The following is an 18,605-nucleotide window of genomic DNA, read 5'->3' on the forward strand; positions in this document are numbered from 1 at the left end:
GGAATTGACATGCAATGACCGAAGGAAAATGAAGCATACATAGGAAAACCCCTGGTGCGTGTCTCCACGCACCAGTTTCAAATCCATGGTGTGCTCCCCCACGCAATCAAAAATCCGTGGTGCGTGTATTCTGGCAACACGTAATAGCCGTAGTGTGTCTCCAAGCATCAGCAGGCTGAAATCAAATGTGCCTTTTTATGTTCAGGATGCCGGTGCGTGAAGACACGCACCGGGGGAGTCCATTGGTGCCTGTACCCACGCACCGGGAGCAAAAGAACGATGTGCGCCAAAAGGCATTACTTCCCAACCCAAAAGTTATCACTCTTATCAACATCCGCGTTGTAAAAGCTTCCCAGTTCTATCTTGGTTATTTTCTTAGCTGCCGGTAATGGCAGTGTAACCGTTGTGTTGCCTTGCTGCCAAACGGCAATGGTTCGGTGTATTGATTGTGTTGTGTTATCCGTAAAGTGTAGGGTGAGGTCTATGGGCACGGGCTTGCTGCCTTTGGATGCGATGGTTACCTGTTTGGCTGTTACATTGGTGATACCCAGGTCTGGATAACCGGCATCGAAGAACCAGCGTTTCCAGAACCAGTTGAGATTGACACCGGCGGCCTGGTTGATGCAGTTGAAAAAGTCGTAGGGCAGGGGATGTTTACCGTTCCAGGTTTTGATATAATGATGCAGGGCCTTAATGAACAGTTCATCGCCCAGCATATCTTTTACATACAGGTAACCCAGGGCGGGTTTGGGATAAGAATTAATAGAAAATGCTGTTTCTTCTTCATAATAAATGCCCTGCAGTTGTGTGGTGGGCGTCATGATGGGCAGGTCAATTTCTTTGCCGGCGGCAGATTCATATCCGGCCATGGCAAAACTGTCAATAATGCCCGGCAGGTATATGGGCGTGAGCAACCACTCTCCAATTGTTGCCCAGCCCTCATCCATCCAGCCATATTTGGTTTCGTTAATACCCATGTAAAAAGGAAACATGGTGTGAAATATTTCATGAGAGGTTAACGAAAAGCTGGCCAGCGCCCCATGCTGCGGTACGTCATTTACCATCATGGGGTATTCCATTTTGTCCAGCCCGTCAAATACAGTTTCGTGGCTGTAAGGGTAGGGCCATTTGGGAAATTGGAAACTCATCAGCTCTACCGTTTTCCGGGCTTCGGCTATTACATCGGTATAGTCTGTGTGCATGGGATTGTAAACAGCATCAACCCTGGTGCGCCTGCCCGTGGCAGAATCTACCACAAGGCTTGTGGATTGCCAGGTATAATGGTTGCTGATAGCAAAAGCGAAATCAGTAACCTGTTTCGCTTCAAAACGAAAAGTATTGATGGGTTTGGCAACGGTGAAATCTTTTTGTTGCAGGTTTTGGCTATCAATAATGGTAACAATATCATCCTTTGTTTCTGCAGTTGTAATGCGGCTGCAAATGGCAGGTGTATATACCTCGCTGCAGTTTTTTAAATCGCCCGTGGCCCATACGGCATAACCGGTGGGAACGGATATATCAACGTTGAAATCGCAGAAGTCATGGTAAAACTCATAAGTGCCCAGGTACTCGTTCCTATTCCAGCCATCTACATCGTCGTACACGGTAATGCGTGGAAAACTGTAAGCAATAAAATAAGCGCCTTCTTCTATTTCACCAGTTCTTATATGCGATGTTTTGTTTAATGTGTAAGAATATTCTATCGTAAAATGTATTTGTTGGCTGGGGAATAGCGGAGGTACCGGCACCGTCATGTTAGTGCCCTGGATAATAGCCTCGCCGGCATCCTGCGGCTGGTTATTGACAGACAGTTTTTCTATGGCCATGCCTTTGCTTACATCCTGCTCTTCTACCGGGTAAACCCGCATGGCGCCAGCCTTATACAGGTTGGGGTATAATTTGAATACAATTTCTTTTAATGTATCAGGGCTTTGATTATAATAATTTATATCAACTGTTCCGCTGATAAGCCTGGTAGCAGGGTTAAAGTTGATGCTGATTTTGTATGCTGCCCTGTTCTGCCAGTACCTGCTGCCGGGTTGCCCTGTATTGCTGCGTGTATCTCTGTTAAATGCGGCCTGTATATTTCTTGCAACAGGAAGTGTTACCTGTGCGGATACATGTAATGTAAGCAGTATAAAAATGGCGGTAATCAATTTCATGAGCATTAGCTTGTGGTAGCAGCTAATGTACTTAAAACTTTGCGTTTACAAAATGGAGGAGAGGGTTATGCAATATTATAGTAGCTGGTGACAATGTTACAGTTGTGGCTCATCGTAATACTTTATACATGGGATACCGTGAAAGAGTTCAACCCTGCAGGGTTGGGCTGTCCCGGTTCGGTAACCCCGGTTTGCAACCGGGGCTATTCTTAGTAAAGCCTTTCAGGCTTTATAGAAAATTTTTTCTGGCTGGCATATTTTCTTGAAGCTTACTTAATAATATTGTCTGCCAGCCAGTAACCATTAGTCCGCTACCCGGCTTTTGGCTTACATTAATTCCTGATGCAGTACCCATTAGCCTTAGGCTATTGCATAATTTCCGTATGTACTATAAAATCAGCTACACAACCTGCCTGCAAAGAGGCAACAGGCTTCACCATTGGGTGAGGGATTGAAGCGGATACCCCGGTGAGGCCATAGCAGCAGGGGCTTGTGCCGGAGTATGAGCGGAAAGCCCGACCCCTTGCGCAGCTTGGGGGCACCCCCACAACAATTATTACGCAGTAACACAGCAAAAGAAGAGAAATAAAAAAGGGCGCCTGAAGACGCCCTTTTTTATTAAAATTTCAACAGGTTTTATAGCCATTTAAGTGCCGGCTATTGTTTGTTGACGAATTCTACCTGCTCTTGATAACCTTTTTTACCAGTTTAGAATCACCCATATTTACCTCAACCATGTACATGCCTGAAGCAAGTGCGGAGCCATCTACTGTTACCCTGTTAACACCTTTGATAAGGTTAACACCAGCCTGCCGTTGTACCCTTGCGCCATAGGAATTATACAGCACTATTTGCGCTTTTCCTTCCTTCTTTGCATTGATGGTTAATATGAAAGATTGCGCAAAAGGATTGGGCGATACTTCAACACCTGGTTCCTGCGCCAGCCTTTCCAGTTCGCCGGAATTGTCAACATTAACCGCTACAGGAGGCTTGATGCCCTTTTCAGGATCGCTCATGATTACCTGTTCGCCTGTAGTGCGCCATCTTGTGGATGAACATGGCTCCAGGTAAGCGATGAAGTTAGAGCCGCTTTGGGCAGTAAAGCCTGGCAACAGCCTTACGCGGTCACGGGCTGTAAAATATACAACCGATGCGCTTGGGGTAATGGTAGTAGCGCAGCCATTGCCACCATAAGTGGTTGAAATGGCCTGTACCCATGTGCCGTTAGCCGGATAATTGCCGCATGCGTTTTGTGTGTATGCAGGTGATTGCGCTTCAACACCTACGGCATGCCATGCATCGCCTACGGAAATTATTTCCTGTGAGCATTGGCCGTATAGATCCCACGCAGCCTGTAGTGTAGCCCTTCTTGCATCTATGTATTGCGATGTGGAAGTAAGGTACTCGGTTAATGCACGGTAAGCTATAAGCCTGGCTTTAAACCGTGTAATGGCTGTTACATTGTATGCCTGGCCAAGGTCGTTCGTACCGCTGCCACCTTCTGACAACAGGTAGAACCAGTGATTTTGTACGCCGCTGTTGATGTGCACGCCGCCGTTATCGCCGCTGCCAATGTACCAGTTAGTGCCAAGGTAAGTATCCGGGTCGCCATAAGCATTTGGGTTGGATAAGCTGCGGATAGCGCCCCTGTCTGCACCAACAAGATAGTCGTTAATACCCTCAGACCAGCTTTCAATCATTTCGCCAAAAATATCGCTGAATGATTCGTTCAGGGCGCCTGATTCGTAGCTGTAAATTAAACCGGCTTCATCCTGTGTTACGCCATGTGCAAACTCGTGGCCCACTATATCGTTGGTGTTCCAGTCATCGGTGGATGAGTTGGTGTTTCCTGCATAAAAGATGGCGGAGTTACCGGTACAGCCCCAACAGGCGTTGTTAGAGCCTGCATTGGCATTGTTATAGGAGATCATGTCGCCGGCAGATCCATTCCAGCTTTGCCTGCCATGTTGGCCATTGAAATAATTATAAGTCATTTCTGTACCCCACATGGCCTGTGTGGCAGAGCGTGTTAGCTCAGTAGCGCCCCAAACATTATCCAGGTCTGTATAATATGTATTGGATGCTCCACCGCCGCCACAATTGTACACATACAGGTCTGTAGCCTGGCAGTTGTTGTGAGAGCGGTAAACGGTTCCCGTAAATTCGGTACTGATGTTTACCGTTCCGTTAAAAGCTGAAGTGCCACTTCCTGCAGAGCAAGCCATAGATATATTTACGTTGTGTATTACTTTGCCGGTAAGGGCATCTACATACACATTCTTTGCCATTACCTGGGATTGGTCAGGGTATATTTTAAAGAACCATGCCAGCCTGTAGTCAGTAGGTTTAAACTTACTATCGTTGCTGGAAGGAGCATATACCAATGACCCTTTAGGATAATAAGTGGCTGAAGGATCTTTTTGCTGGCGTTTCAGCTCTTTTTCCATTTCCGGGTTTTGCCACAGGTATTTGCCTGCACCCATAAAAGCAATAGCCGCATCCAGCGCCTGCTGCTCTGAAACACGTGCTGTATTGCCCAGGTTTAAGCCGGTAATAAGCCTGCCATTACCGGATTTCACAATCCTCTCCGGTTCCTGGTGAATAATATATTCTCCATATAACACCGGGATGTTTTTGTAATACTGCTGATAACGGTAGTGAGAAAAATTAAGCCTGTCTTTCTTGACCTTTTTTACCACCATTTCATCGTCGTTCGCCAGGTCGAAAGCGGCTTTGTAATCTTTAAAAATAGATGTTGCTTTTATGGTAGAGTCTTCAAAGAAGTCTATCCATTCCCGTGTACTGCCGGCTTTGGCCATTTTTTTTAACCTGTCACTGAGCGGCGTTCCCTGCTGCGCTACAAGCTGGCCGGAAATAAACAAAATAAGCAGCAGTAGAAGCGGCGGCCGTATGTTTTCAGTGATGTATTTTATAAAGCTTTTCATGATAGTTTTTTTTGATTGTCATACTTATTTTTTCAATGCATCAATTTGCTGCTGCAGTTTCTTGTTCTCTTTGCTTAACTGAATAACATATAAAGTAAGTTCTTCAATCTTTTCCATCATGGCTTTGTTCATTTCAGCCACTTTAAGCCCTTCTTTTTCAACTTCGCTGGCGGGGGCAATACCCGGCAGGTGTTTGTTGTCGTTGATGTATTGTTCCAGGTCATCAATAGATCTCAGCTTATAATTTTTTTCAAATACATAGTCGCACCAGCCGGTTTCTACACGTACTTCACGGGCCCTTATGGTACCGCACACATCCAGCCTGTAAGCGGGTGTTGTAGTGCCAATGCCTATGTTGCCGCTGCCGAGGTTAATGTGCATCCTGCTGATGCCTGCGCCCAGGAAGTCAAACTGGTCGGCGGGATCGGAATATTGCAATCCCCAGCTTGGAAACGCCGGAGAGTGGGCAATAACCATCCTGGCAGGGTTGGTTGTTCCGGAAGCAAACATGTACATCATGGGTGCGGGTGAAGCGCCCGGGTTGGCAAACTGTATGGATTGTGAGCCAAGTGTGAAGGAAAGGTTGCCGTTAAGTGTCTGACTGCCGTTTACATGCAGCCTGGCATTAGGCACTGTTGTACCAATGCCCACATTGCCGTCCTGGGTAATGCTCATGCGCACCACAGCGGCGGCGGCGGCATCTTTTAAGGCACTCGGAGAAGTGGCGAATTGCATTCTGCCTGAAGTATTCTCTAAAGTGATGTAACCACCGTATCCGTCTGCCAAAGCTTTCCAGCCAGAGCTGCGGTAAACGTTGAAGCCAACTGCAGGATCATCATAAGTAAAGGCAATACCACGGTTGTTGCTGCCCATAATGGCAGATGTATTGCTAAGGCCGCCATTAACAGTAAGTTTTGCCTTTACCGCAGATGTACCCAGGCTTAAATAGCCGGCATTGGTAAGGCGCATTCTTTCCGTATTGTTTACAATAAACCTGATACCAAAATTGGTTTTTGTTCCAAACGTAGTGTCTTTGGTAGTACTGTTACCACCTATAACCCATGACTGAGCGTTAATGTTTTGCGTAATGCATAGCATAAGCGTAGCTATTGCTATTGCAGATTTCTTTTTCATGTGTAAATTTTTTGTGCATTAAGATTTGTGTTTACTCCATTAAGGGGTTGAGGCTCACACTTTCCTTTATTTTACAGGCGGCAACAATCTGTGCAGATACTTGCACTATACCAAGTCCAGGTAAGAAGGTACATTAGTACAACGGGCAAAAGCCTCTACAGGCCCTATCTGTTTCCACGGCTGTATAGCCAGGTTACATATATGCTAATTGTACTAACAGTTGCTTTTGGTAATAAATAAAAGAGTTACATTTTAATCTGGTAAAAGATTAATTAATTAATAGGAGAGGACTTTTTTATCTCGCGGATGCCATAAAATTATACTTAGTAAAATAAAGATGCAAGTACTTCTGCAAAATTATTTTTAAAATAATCAATGCTGTAACGGCAAATGTTGATTTTTTATGGCTGTTTGTTGTGTGGCCGCGGTAATCATGGCTCCAGGGAAATTTTATAAGAATATTTCGCGGGGTACAAAGAAGATTTTTATTGATAAACTAACCTGCCCGTAAATGTTGAATGCCTTTCCAATTGACCGCTTAAAATCACAAATGCCTTTACAACTTCTTACTTTTTTTATCGAAGCATGTCAATTACTATTCATGCAGGAGTATCAGCGTTTTGCTTAAAAGCAAATGCAAATAAAATGTGTCATCCTGCCTTAGGTAATGTGGCGGTAAAAAGTACACTTTCTGTTGCTAATGAAAGTCGTTTTTACCTTGTTTGCTGTGATGTGGCCAGGCTGCTTATTACGCAGGCTAAAGAGTTGTATATAAGCTACAGCGATCTGGAAGTTGCCCTTGAAAGCAAGGTGTTTGCTATAGATGCCGCAACTATTGATTAATACTTGTCAACCTTTTATTGGGCAAGTGCTGGAGAGCAAAACTACGTCTGCATGCCGGGTATAATTTTCCTTTTACAGTACCGTTTTTCATACACGAGGCTTTGTACTTTGAGATTCGCTATGCAGCTTTTCCCGCAGGGTAGGGGCAATGCACAATTTGGAAAACTTATAAAAGATAATGTGATTTAATTACCGCCTTTGTTTTTGGTGCTGTCTTTTGGCTGTTCTGGTTTTTTGGGCTCTTTTTCTTTATTGCCGAACAGCTTTTCAAAGTCCCTGGTGTAGGAGAGGGCCACACCCTGGCGGGTTCTGCGGCCAATGGCGCCGCCGCCGGTGGTGCTGACATCCAGGCTACTTTTATTAAATACAACTGCCCGCAGTTTACGGTCTTCAGAAAGTACAAACTGCACGGAAATATCAGGCAGCCATTGAAAACTGCCGGATTGCACGGCCGAGGTGCTGGCAAGGTTAAAATCAAAGTCGCCGCCAAATGTTATGATGATCTTGTCGTTAAGCAGGCTTTTGTTAATCTTCACGCCAATGTTTTGCCGGTCAATACGGTTGTTGTTGTTTCCGCTCATGAGGGATGAGGTGCTGTAGGATGATGTGGTGATATCAAACTGCAGGCTTTTGTCGCCTGTTATTTTATACAGCACGCCTGAAAGCACTTTGTTTACCTGGCTGGCTATTTGCTGCGATATGGTATTAAGACCAAGAGATGCGCCTATCTGGCCAAAATCGTTGTTGGTATTTCTTGTTTCGGGGAAGAAGGAGCCAAACACAATCAGCATGCTGGCCTGTTTAAGCATTTCGCTTTCATCGCTTTCCAGCCTGCGTAAAACGGCGGCAATTTCCTGGTTGTTTTTAATGGTAGTGTAAGCCGGAAAATCGAAGCGGAATTTAATATCCGGGCGGCTTAGTTTCCCGGAGAGTTCAGCAATTACATACACTTCGCCGCGATAGCTGTAAATGTCGTTGCTGTTGCCGCCTATGCTTAGCAACCCCCTGTTCTGGCCCATTACAAGGTCCTTAAGGGTAACATTGTAGGCGGTGTACTGGGCTTCTATGTTAATGCGGGCATCGTAAGGGTCGCCATTCCATTCTATGTAGTTGCCAACATCCGGCAGCAAATCAAACGGTTTTCTGATAAAAGACTGAAAATTAAAATCGTATTTACCACGGTCTATATTGTACCTGCCTTTCATGGTAAGGTTGCCAATGGCGGGCACATGTATCAGTAACCTACCAAAGCCGGTAGCCTGTATGTAGTCGCCGGTAAGCTCATCCAGTATAACATCAATAACGGCGTTTTTATTGGCTGTTAAATCAAGGTCAATATCAATCTTTGTTTCGTTTGATTTTTCAGGTGACTGTTCCTTACCGTATTTTTTGAATACAATAAAATCTGCATCGGAAGTTTCTTTGCCGGATGAGATAGGGATGAAAATGTGAGATGTATCGTTAGACTCGCCTTTGATGATGATTTTCATGTTCTCCTGGGGGCCTTTTACACTAAAGGTGGCCTTGCCGATAGCCCTGCCGTAGAAAGTACTGTTGTCTGGCTTTTGGGTATTCAGCATCAGTAATTTGTTGGTGCTTACGTCAAAATCGTACCGCATGTTTTGAAAGGCTTTCTGGTAAATCTTTCCCCTGGCTGTGCCGGTGCGGTTCATTTCATCTTTTATGGTGAATTCACCAAAATCAATCATTTCGTCTGTAAAGCGGATATAGGCTGAATCTATAAGGTAATGCACTTTGGTATAGTCAACCGTAAGCCCGGCATTGCGCAGCATAACATTGCCCAGGATAGCAGGGGATGAGGCCTCGCCCTGTATAGTAAGGCTGCCTGTAGCCTGGCCGTCAATGCCGCTGAACAAACCTTCCAGTATATCATTCAGTACGGTAACCCTGGTGTTGTTAAGTGCCACAGTAGTATTAAGCGGCATGCCCGAAGAATCCTTCAGGTTGTAATGGCCTTTTGCTGTAAAGTTGTAGGCAACATTGTCTGACAGTACATCCCAGTTAATTTTGCCTGTTGTGTTGTTATATGATGCCTTTAGTTTAACGGTGCCAACGGAATCGTTGTTGAGCCTGAATTCCTGGGCGGTTATATCCGCATCCGCGTTAAACCTGCCATAAAAATCCCGCAGGTAAATGCTGCCATTGGCAAGCCCTTCCATAACTGGCTTACGGGTTATCATTGGGGTAAAATCGCCCAATACTATATTCTTCAGCTTAACTACCAGGTTATTGGTGTTGCCGCCATCCTCTTCTTCTGTCTCGATGGAAAGCTCCTGGAAACCCTGGGTGAACTTTACGTTTTTGGCCGATGTGAAGTTTTTCCGGATGACGATTTCCCCCTCTTTTTCCAGTGTCCAGGTTTTATCGTTAACCACAAAAGAAGATGGCTGAAAATTAATGCGTACGCCGCCATCGGGTAGCGTATAAACGTCTGCCCCCAGCTTTACATCATCCAGCGCTGTACTTGCCCTGGTAAACAGTTGCACATCAGAATGGTCGTTCTTTGAGGTAATAGCCAGGTTGGTATTTGGAAAATAAAAACTGTCGCTGGTATAGGTGTTGCCAATTTGCCCAAAAACATACAGGCTGTCGTAATTACCAATGCCGTTGATCTGCGCATTTTCAATTTTGTATTGCTTGAATTTTAACAAGGGTATATCCGCCTTGAAATAGAAGCCCGAATCGTTAGTGTTTACCGAGCCGGTAACGGAAGCATTGTCAAAGCCAGACAAGCGGCTATCTATTATACGGGCATATTTATCAAAATTGCGGGTTTGCAACTGCACAACAAAGCTTTGGTTTTTGGGTATTGTTGCCGGCTTGTTGACAAGCGAGGGATAGTATTTATTCAAAAACGCCTGGAAGCTGTTAGGTAAATCAAGTATGTTGTAACGGCCCCGCAGCCGAAGATCGAATTCATTGCTTTCCGCATGCAACACTTTTACGTTGGTAGAGTCCAGGTAAGCGCTAAGTGTAAGAGAATCGAAACTAAGCCTGCTGCTGTCGTGCAGCAGGTTGGCGTTCAGCACTTTGGCAGTACCCAAAAAGTCGTCAATATTAGTGGCTTTAAAGTTCAGGTCAAACAGGCCGGTAAGCTGGAAATTTTCATTTACAAAATTCAGTTTCTTCAGATCAGAGTTTACCAGGTCTCCAAGTATGTTAAAGGTGGGCAGAGAATCATTAAGGTCAATCTGTATGTTACTGGTAAAGTTAAAATTGGGGTCATCGGCCTTAAACTCGCCGTTAAAGAATTTTTTTTGAAAAACGCCGTTAATTACCAGGTCGTTGTAACTGTACCCGTTAAATTCAAATTGTTCAAAATTGCCATCCAGGCTGGTATTGAGCTGGCTAAGCGAAAAGCCTTTACCGTCTACTTTGCCGGTAAAGGTTACTTTGCCCAGCACATCGCTGTTGATGAATTTACCAAGGTCAAATTGTTTGGTAGTTAGTTCTCCTTTGTAAGAGGCCACCCCTTTTGCAGGAAACTTCATGCTTACGTTGGCATAAGCCCCACCAAGGTTGCTGCTTACAGTGCCTACTGTAGTAAAGTCTGAAACTGTGCCTTTAAAACTACCGAGGAAACGTATGTTGCCCAGCGCGGTAAGGTTGGGGGAGGTAATACCCTTTAGACCCTTGTACAGTACTGCTGATTCCAGGTAATTGGTTTGAATATTGCCATCGGTAAACTGGATAATGGTTTTGTCAATATCGGGTAGGCCTTTCATGGCAAGTGCGCCGCTTACGTAAGTGGCGTTGCCGCTTTTAATAAAGAGGTTTTTTACATTAAAATCGCTTACGGTGCCGTTAAAACGGCCACTCACCAGCGCTTCTTTTTTCCAGTCGCCCAGTTCGGGGGCAAAAAAAGCAATGTCATCAGAATTAACTTCCGAGTTCCTGAACCGCACATCCATTGTTACACTGTCTATATAATCGCTCATGTTGTCGCTAAAGTCCCTGAACTTCATCGCGTAGTAATCCCGCAAATGGCTTTTGTTGGTTTGCAGGTCAAGGCGGGCAAACTCCATTATTTGTGGGGTAAGCTTGAATTTCGCATTCAGTTTTTTCACAATAAGGCCGCTGCGCTCTTTTAGAGACATGTCCAGGCTGGCCTTAATGGTGTCTTTGTTAAACGTTACATCACCGGCGTTTATGTTAAGCTTGCTTACCCTGATGTTGTTACTTTCAAAATAACCCGGTTGTAATGTTTCGCCCAGCTTTTCCGTTGCAAAAAAACCATTGGTCAATTGCAGCGTTTTTACAAACAAGTTTATATTTCCCTTGTTAAAGTACATACCGGTATCCACATCTTTCGGTTTCAGGCTGTCCGGCCGCCTGCCATCAAAATCTCTTAGCGTAAAAGCAGGTTTGTCAAGTTCAATTTCATTTATCCTGAAAATTTTCTTCCCAAGGTCTATTTTTTCCGCATCCAATACCATGCTGCCAATTTTTACCAGCATCCGTTCCCCTTTCCACTCATCGTTGTTAATGAAAATAACGTTCTTAAAGTCAATTTTCTTAATATCCAGTTCAACCCCTTTAGAAGCGGTGTCAACTTTCGGCGTTTGGGGCAGTGTGTCTTTAGATGAAAAATGGTCGGCAATAAACTGGTAGTTCCATACGGAATCTTTGCGGTCAAGATTAATTAAGGCGTCTTCAAGGCCGGCATATTTCAGCTCAATTTTTTTCTTTAAGAAGAACCAGTCGGTAATACGCACTTTCAGTTTGCCTGCGTACAACAGTGTGTCTTTACGCTGGTCTTTTATCAAAGCACCTTCCAGGTTAAAACGGTTGAACAGCGAAAAGCTTACATTTTTAATGGTTACTTCTGTTTTTAAATCGCGGGACAAACGGGTAGTTACCTTGCCAATAATAAAGTTTTGTACAAACTCCATTTGCAGCAATAGCCAAACCAGCAGTACCAGCCCCAGTAATGAAACCAATATGCGGGCCCCAATTTTTGGCCGCCATATACATAAGGCAAAGAAAACAGTAACGGCTATTAGTGCCAGTGGCGTAAGGGTATCGTACATCCATAGCCCCAGTACGGTAAAAACAGCAACAGAGATAAACAAAAGCCGCGGCAGTATTTGAACCAGTTTTTTCAGACGATACCTTTTTTGGGTAAAAATAAAGATAACTTATAACGAATTACCAGTACACCATCTTGTAACAGAGAATTAGGAAAACAAAAACATTAACACAGGCTGTCTCCAACTGTGCCGGAAAGGTTGACATCTGCCACCAGGGCTACCCGGTGGGCAAAGCTGCATAGCGGACAGAACGTACAAGAGTGCGACGCAAGTAAAGCCTCCTAATAATTCCTGCTGCCGGGCCCATAAAAATTTTTTTGAAGAGCAGCGTGTGGTATCTTATACGCCAAACCGCCCCGGTTGAAAACAATTAATACATTTGTTTTATGCGAAAAATAATGACTGCCACTATGATGCTGCTTGCGCTTGCATGCAATACAGCAAAGGATAACGTTACCACTGGAAACAACCTGGACAGCCTGGCGCAGGACTATGTGCGGCTGGGACTTACCATCGGCAAGTATGACGGCGATTTTACGGATGCTTATTACGGCCCCGATAGCCTGAAGCCTGATACGGTTAAGCTGCCCCAATTTCCTAAAGATAGCCTGCTGGCGCAGGTAGCTGGCCTGCAGCAAAAACTGGCCGTTTTTGCCGCCACCGGCATGGCGGATTCCATACAGGCCAGGGCCAAATGGCTTAACAGCCAGTTGACAGCATTTGCAAGGCGCATCCGTATTTTTTCAGGCGAACTGGCGGCTTTTGATGAAGAAGCAAAAGACCTGTTCAGCGTTACGGCGCCGGTGTACAGCAAAGCGTATTACGATTCCCTGCTGCTGCAGTTAGGCAGTGTATTGCCGGGCAATGGCAGCGTAGCTGAACGCTTTAATAAAATGGCCTCGAAATTTATTATTCCAACAAATAAGATTGACACCATTTTTAAAACGGCCATTGCAGAGGCCCGCAAGAGAACGCTTGCCCATTATAACCTGCCACAGGGCGAAAGTTTTACGCTGGAATATGTTACCGGCAAACCCTGGAGCGGCTACAACTGGTACCAGGGTAACTACAAAAGCCTTATACAGGTAAACACCGGCATACCCATTTTTATAGAGCGTGCCATAGACCTTGCCTGCCACGAAGGTTACCCCGGCCACCATGTGTACAATATGTTGCTTGAAAAGAACCTGTATAGGGATAAAAACATGGCGGAAATTTCTTTTTACCCGCTCTTCAGCCCCCAATCGCTTATTGCGGAAGGCAGTGCCAATTATGGTATCGAAATGGCTTTTCCGGGCCGTGAGCAGGAAGAGTATGTAAAAACCGTGCTGGCGCCGCTGGCGGGGTTGGATACAGCCGGGCTAAGTGCTTATTTTGCCGCCCTGTCAATAAAAGCAAAACTTGCCTATGCCCGTAACGAAGCTGCCCGCGGCCTTATAAACAACCAGCTTAACGAGCAGCAGGTTTTGCAGTGGCTTACCGGCTACCTGATGATGCCCGATAAAGTGGCTGCCACTTACCTGAACTTTATTAAAAAATACCGCAGTTACGTAATTAACTACAATTACGGGCAGGATTTGGTAAAACAATATATAGCGCTAAAAGGTGGTACGGAGGCAAACCCTGCCAAACGCTGGCAGTTATTTGAGTGGCTGCTTAGTAACGAGGTAATACCATCTGAATTGCTGGCGCAATAGTATTTTTTTTATGGGACCGGCAGCAGGAATAAGCATGAGGCATCGTTGTGTCACTCACTTGTACGGCTGGGTTCGCTGTGCGGCTTTTCCCGCATGGTAGCCATATTTCTGCCGCCGGGGGCGCCAGAAACTTCCGGTTAAGCATCGTTACAGGTTCACGTTGCAGGATAATCAGCAAAATCAGGTAAAATTGTGATTAAGTCAAACAATTTTAGTGGCGCTTCCTGTAATAAAACCTGCAGAAGAGCTACTTACTCTGCAAAACATCATTATCGCATGAAAATAATACTGGGCGTACTTACTGTTTTTATGGTTATTACCGGGGCCACTGCCCAAAAAGCTGCTGATAAAACATTGCTGTGGGAAGTATCCGGCAATGGACTGGTAGCGCCATCTTACCTCTATGGTACATTTCATTTGATATGCCCTGCAGATTTGCAGGAATCTCCTGTGATTGATGAAAAGCTAAAAGGGGCAAAAAAACTCTACCTGGAAATGGATATGGACGACCCCGCTGTGATAATGAAAGTGCAGCAGGGTATGATGTTAACGGATACCTCATGGAAAAGCCTGCTTACCGAAGACGAGTACAAAAGCTTTTCGGAAAATTTTAAAAAGATGACTGGCATTTCGGCCGACATGGTTACCAAAATAAAGCCTTTTGGCCTGGTAAGCCTGGTTTTGATGCGACTGATGGAATGCCAGCCTGCAAGCTGGGATATGACACTTGCAAAAAAAGCTAACGACAATAAAATAGAAGTGAAAGGGCTTGAAACACCGGAACGGGAGTTGGAAGCCATAAACTCCCTGAGCCTGAAAGACCAGACTGAGATGCTGAAGGAAATGCTGGACAATCCTGACTCTACCAAACAATCCCTGCAGGCTATGGTAGCTATTTACAAAAGCAAAAATATTGACAGCATGCAGTCCATAATGACCAGCGACAAGCGGTTTGGCTTTATTGAATCTGAGTTGCTGGTAAAACGTAATAAAGAGTGGATACCTGAAATTGAAAAGCAGGCTGCGCTGGAACCTACCTTTTTTGCCTTTGGGGCTGGCCACCTGGGAGGGGAAAATGGTGTGCTGAATTTGCTGAAGAAAAAAGGATACAAGATAAAGCCTGTATTGTACTGATTTGCTGGTTAGCTGAACAACGGCTACCTTAACGCATAAACCAAAAGTATTGCCTACAGAACAGGATTTTATATTACTCTTAAACCGTCACCAGAATATTATTCATAAGGTGTGCAACCTTTATATGGATGATGTTGCTGAACGGGAAGACCTGTTCCAGGAAATTACCCTGCAGGCCTGGAAGGCTTTTACCAGCTTCAGGGGCGATGCCAAATTTTCCACCTGGCTGTACCGGGTTGCGCTTAACACTGCCATCACCTTCTTCAGGAAAGACAAACGGCAGCCCCAGGTGCTTTCGGCTGAAATTTTTCCGGATAAAACAGATTACCATGATCCTGTTGAAGAGCAGGTATCTGCCATGTACAAAGCCATCGGGCAATTATCCAAGATTGATAAGGCCCTTGTTATGCTGTACCTGGAAGACTACGATTACAAGGAAATCGGGGATTTACTCGGTATAACAGCCAACAATGTAGCGGTTAAAATGAACCGCATTAAAACCAGGCTTAAAGAAGAAACCAAAAAGCATTATGAGTACTCGTAAAACAGCGGTATGGAACTGGATGAACTGAAATTGCATCTTAAACAAAAGCTGGAAACTGCACCGCCTGCCAAATCGCAGGACGAGATTACTGCTTTGCTTAAAAAAGATACCCTTTCTGTATTGGGTAAACTTAAGCGCAGCCTTTTGTTTGAAATTGTTTTTGCTGTAATATTTATTATTGTCTGTGTGGTGCTGGCTTTTAAGTCTGGCTATTGGTCAATGCGGGTATATTTTGGTGTGTTCACGGTAGTGCTTATCCCTTTTTTTGTAGTGTTGATTTATCTGCTGAAAAAGCTTAACCGTGTCAGCAGCCATCCTATGCCTGTTAAAGAAAATATCATTACCCTTTATGGTCTGCTCAGGGAATTTGTTAAACGGTACTTTCAGTTTACCATGAGTTTGCTGCCCCTTTGTTTTGCTCTTGCTTTTTGGGCCGGGTATAACGAGCCTGATAAAAGTATTGAAGACAAAGGCATTAAATTCGGCAGTAATGCAGGGCTTATAGCTTTTATGGTTGCTTATATATCAGCACTGGGTATTGGCATGTATTATTTTACCAAGTGGTACTTAAATAAACTGTACGGCAAATACCTGCGCCAACTGGAGGGATTGATAAAAGAATTGGATGACCAATAAAAACAGCCGGGTTTTTGCCCGGCTATTAGTAAAGAAATCAAAACGCAGAGTTTATTTTATTTAACGTCTTTCAGTTTGTCCCACATGGCTTTGGCTACAAATTCGTTACCTGTGTCGTTCAGGTGTACGCCGTCTGTTGTAAGAATGCCCTTGTCCAGGTTTTGCGGGTTATTGGCCTTATTATAATCCAGTAGTTGCTGCCGCAGGTCAACCAGTGGAACCTGTACATCGGCGGCAACTTTGCGTATGATGTTGCAGAATTTGTTCAGCTCGCCGTCCTGGCTGTTGCTGAAGTCTGTTTTTTCACCAATGGCAGCGGGTGTGCATACAACTATTTTGGCCCCTGCGGCCTGTAGTTTCTTAATCAAAGCCCGGTAGAACTTTTCAAACTTATCAGCATCGGTGCCTGTGCCGTACATGCTCTTGTGCCAAACATCATTTACCCCTACATAGATTACCACAATATCCGGGGATTTGCTGATAACATCATCTTCCATGCGCAGGTAAAGGTCGTACACTTTGTTACCGCCAATACCGGCGCCCACAAGTTCGTAGTTGCTTATGCCTTGCTGTTTCAGCATATTGTCCAGTACGGTAATGTATCCCTTTGGGCCAACGCCTGCCTGGGTAATAGAGTCTCCAAAAAATACCACTTTCTTTTTCTTATCAGCAACAAATGAGGCCATCACAAGCAATAATATAAAAGTGCCCAATAAAACCAGTTTGTTATTCATGTCAGCAAGTTTTTACTTGTAAATATAGCGGGCTATTTAAGCAGGTAAGGTTTTTCGTGGTAAACCTTGTAAATAAATTCGCCGAAAATGGTATTGGCCCAGGCAAACCATTTACGGGTAAATTTGCCGGCGTCGTCTTTATGAAAGCTCTCATGAATAAAGCCTGTACCTGCATGGGTTTTCTGCAATGTGTCAATACAATGCTTTGTTTCAGTGTCGCTAATGCTGGTAAGCCCGCGCAGCACAATACTCATCGGCCAAATGGTATCAACACCGGTATGCGGGCCGCCAATACCTTCACCGGCTTTTCCTTTAAAATAAAACGGGTTGTACTCAGATGACAATACAAACTTCCGTGTATTCAGGTACAGCGGGTCGTTTGCCTTAATAGCGTCAATGTAAGGCAGCGAAAGTAGGGAAGGTACGTTGGCATCGTCCATCAGGTTATAGCTGCCAAAACCGTTTACTTCAAATGCAAAATGCTTACCGTGAATTTTGTTATCAATTACCGCATGTTTATATAGCGCTGTTTTAACCTGCTGCTGCAGGTCGGCTACTTCTTTTACAAAAGCGCTGTCAAGGCCCGGTATTTTGGTTAGGTATCCTAATATGGTAATAGCAAAAAAGTTGCTGGGTATCAGGTAAGAAAACACTGTGGCGTCATCACTGGGCCTGAAGGTAGAGCAAATAAGGCCGTTTGGCTTGGCCGGGTAACCATAACCCCCAAGTGGTACGCCATCGGTAGCCCAGGCCGTTTTACGCTGAAAACTGTAAGGACCGGGGCCATCAAAGCGCTGCTGTTCTTTAAAGGTTTTCACTATCAGTTTTGCAGCTTCTTTCCATTGTGCATCAAAGGGGCTGGTGTCGCCGGTAGTTTTCCAATAGCCATAGCTAAGCCTTATGGGGTAGCAAAGGCTGTCTATTTCCCATTTCCGCTCATGAATACCCGGCTTCATTTCCGTAATATCTGTCTCCTTCCATTCGCTAACCTTGTTCAGGTCTTTGTAAAAAGCATTGGCGTAGGGGTCAAGTAAAATACATTTCACCTGGCGGTTAATAACGCCTTTAATCAGTTCCTGCAAATGCTGGTCGCCTTTGCATAAAGGAATGTAAGGCCACACCTGCGCCGTACTGTCACGCAGCCACATGGCATCAATATCGCCGGTAATTACATACGTATCAGGCTTTCCGTCAATTACTTCAAAATCAACCGTGGTGTCCAGCGTGTTGGGGAAAGCGTTTTCAAACAGCCAGGCTATTTCTTTATTGCCAATATTTTTCTTCACCTCGGCAATGGCTTTTTCTACTGCTGCACTTTTAAATTTTCTTTCGGCTTCAGGTATCCTTACTACCGGAAAATCCTGTGCGCCACCGGCGGCTTTGCTGTACTTTGAAAATGCAAGTGCGGCGCCAGCCATAGCTGATTGCTGGATAAATGTTCTTCTTTGCATAATTAGATGGATGAATTTTACAGGGATGGAATAGTTGCGCAATATACAAGATTAGACAACGTAACAACAGTTTTGAACTTGTCTCATGGTACATCGAAAACAAGCGTAAGCAGGAGTATGTAATTTTTGGCTACGGGCAACGGAATTGTATGGCATCATCGTTGCAAACATGGTTTTGTTATTATTTAGTCTTTCAGTGAAAGAATAAATAATAATCAATCCGTTCATCGGCTGGTTCGCTGGGCAGCTTTTCAGACCCGGGCAGAAGTTTTGG

At 44.7% G+C, this 18,605-nt stretch carries 11 protein-coding genes; 5 read left to right on the forward strand and 6 right to left on the reverse strand.

The genetic code is table 11. The features are described 5' to 3' along the window. Window positions 1-296: 296 nt before the first annotated feature. The 3 genes from F0364_RS12375 to F0364_RS12385 all read right to left on the reverse strand — a co-directional run bounded on the left by F0364_RS12375 (window position 297) and on the right by F0364_RS12385 (window position 6,241). Window positions 297-2,162, reverse strand: a complete 1,866-nt coding sequence (locus F0364_RS12375) for a M1 family metallopeptidase (RefSeq protein WP_153798102.1) — start codon at window positions 2,160-2,162, stop codon at window positions 297-299. 677 nt (window positions 2,163-2,839) lie between these two features. Further along, complete coding sequence (locus F0364_RS12380) at window positions 2,840-5,107, reverse strand: M4 family metallopeptidase (protein ID WP_153798103.1); 2,268 nt, start codon at window positions 5,105-5,107, stop codon at window positions 2,840-2,842. A 24-nt stretch (window positions 5,108-5,131) separates the two neighbouring features. Further along, window positions 5,132-6,241 carry a bZIP transcription factor gene (locus F0364_RS12385; protein WP_153798104.1) on the reverse strand — a complete coding sequence of 370 codons (1,110 nt, stop codon included), beginning with the start codon at window positions 6,239-6,241 and terminating at the stop codon, window positions 5,132-5,134. 585 nt (window positions 6,242-6,826) lie between these two features. On the opposite strand from F0364_RS12385, the gene F0364_RS12390 reads away from it, so the two are divergent. Beyond that, on the forward strand, window positions 6,827-7,084 hold the full coding sequence (locus tag F0364_RS12390; RefSeq protein WP_207632646.1) for a hypothetical protein: 258 nt from the start codon (window positions 6,827-6,829) through the stop codon (window positions 7,082-7,084). A 185-nt stretch (window positions 7,085-7,269) separates the two neighbouring features. Here the strand turns inward: F0364_RS12390 and F0364_RS12395 are convergent, their stop codons facing one another. Further along, entirely contained in the window at window positions 7,270-12,177 is a 4,908-nt protein-coding gene (locus tag F0364_RS12395) for a translocation/assembly module TamB domain-containing protein (protein ID WP_153798106.1), read from the reverse strand. A 344-nt stretch (window positions 12,178-12,521) separates the two neighbouring features. Here F0364_RS12395 and F0364_RS12400 point away from each other — a divergent pair, with 344 nt between their 5' ends. The 4 genes from F0364_RS12400 to F0364_RS12415 all read left to right on the forward strand — a co-directional run bounded on the left by F0364_RS12400 (window position 12,522) and on the right by F0364_RS12415 (window position 16,146). Next, window positions 12,522-13,832 carry a hypothetical protein gene (locus tag F0364_RS12400; protein ID WP_153798107.1) on the forward strand — a complete coding sequence of 437 codons (1,311 nt, stop codon included), beginning with the start codon at window positions 12,522-12,524 and terminating at the stop codon, window positions 13,830-13,832. A gap of 276 nt (window positions 13,833-14,108) precedes the next feature. Next, a complete protein-coding gene (locus tag F0364_RS12405; RefSeq protein ID WP_153798108.1) occupies window positions 14,109-14,966 on the forward strand; it encodes a TraB/GumN family protein in 858 nt (285 codons plus the stop codon). A 49-nt stretch (window positions 14,967-15,015) separates the two neighbouring features. Beyond that, window positions 15,016-15,510, forward strand: a complete 495-nt coding sequence (locus F0364_RS12410) for an RNA polymerase sigma factor (RefSeq protein WP_153798109.1) — start codon at window positions 15,016-15,018, stop codon at window positions 15,508-15,510. 9 nt (window positions 15,511-15,519) lie between these two features. Next, entirely contained in the window at window positions 15,520-16,146 is a 627-nt protein-coding gene (locus F0364_RS12415) for a DUF8845 family protein (RefSeq protein ID WP_153798110.1), read from the forward strand. 56 nt (window positions 16,147-16,202) lie between these two features. Here the strand turns inward: F0364_RS12415 and F0364_RS12420 are convergent, their stop codons facing one another. Both F0364_RS12420 and F0364_RS12425 read right to left on the reverse strand, forming a co-directional pair. Beyond that, window positions 16,203-16,880 (reverse strand): SGNH/GDSL hydrolase family protein, encoded by a 678-nt coding sequence (locus F0364_RS12420; protein ID WP_153798111.1) that lies wholly within the window; start codon window positions 16,878-16,880, stop codon window positions 16,203-16,205. A 32-nt stretch (window positions 16,881-16,912) separates the two neighbouring features. Next, a complete protein-coding gene (locus tag F0364_RS12425; RefSeq protein WP_153798112.1) occupies window positions 16,913-18,331 on the reverse strand; it encodes a glycoside hydrolase family 125 protein in 1,419 nt (472 codons plus the stop codon). Window positions 18,332-18,605: the final 274 nt, after the last annotated feature.

It is taken from the genome of Foetidibacter luteolus (genome assembly GCF_009650435.1).
GTDB classification, from domain to species: Bacteria; Bacteroidota; Bacteroidia; order Chitinophagales; family Chitinophagaceae; genus Foetidibacter; species Foetidibacter luteolus.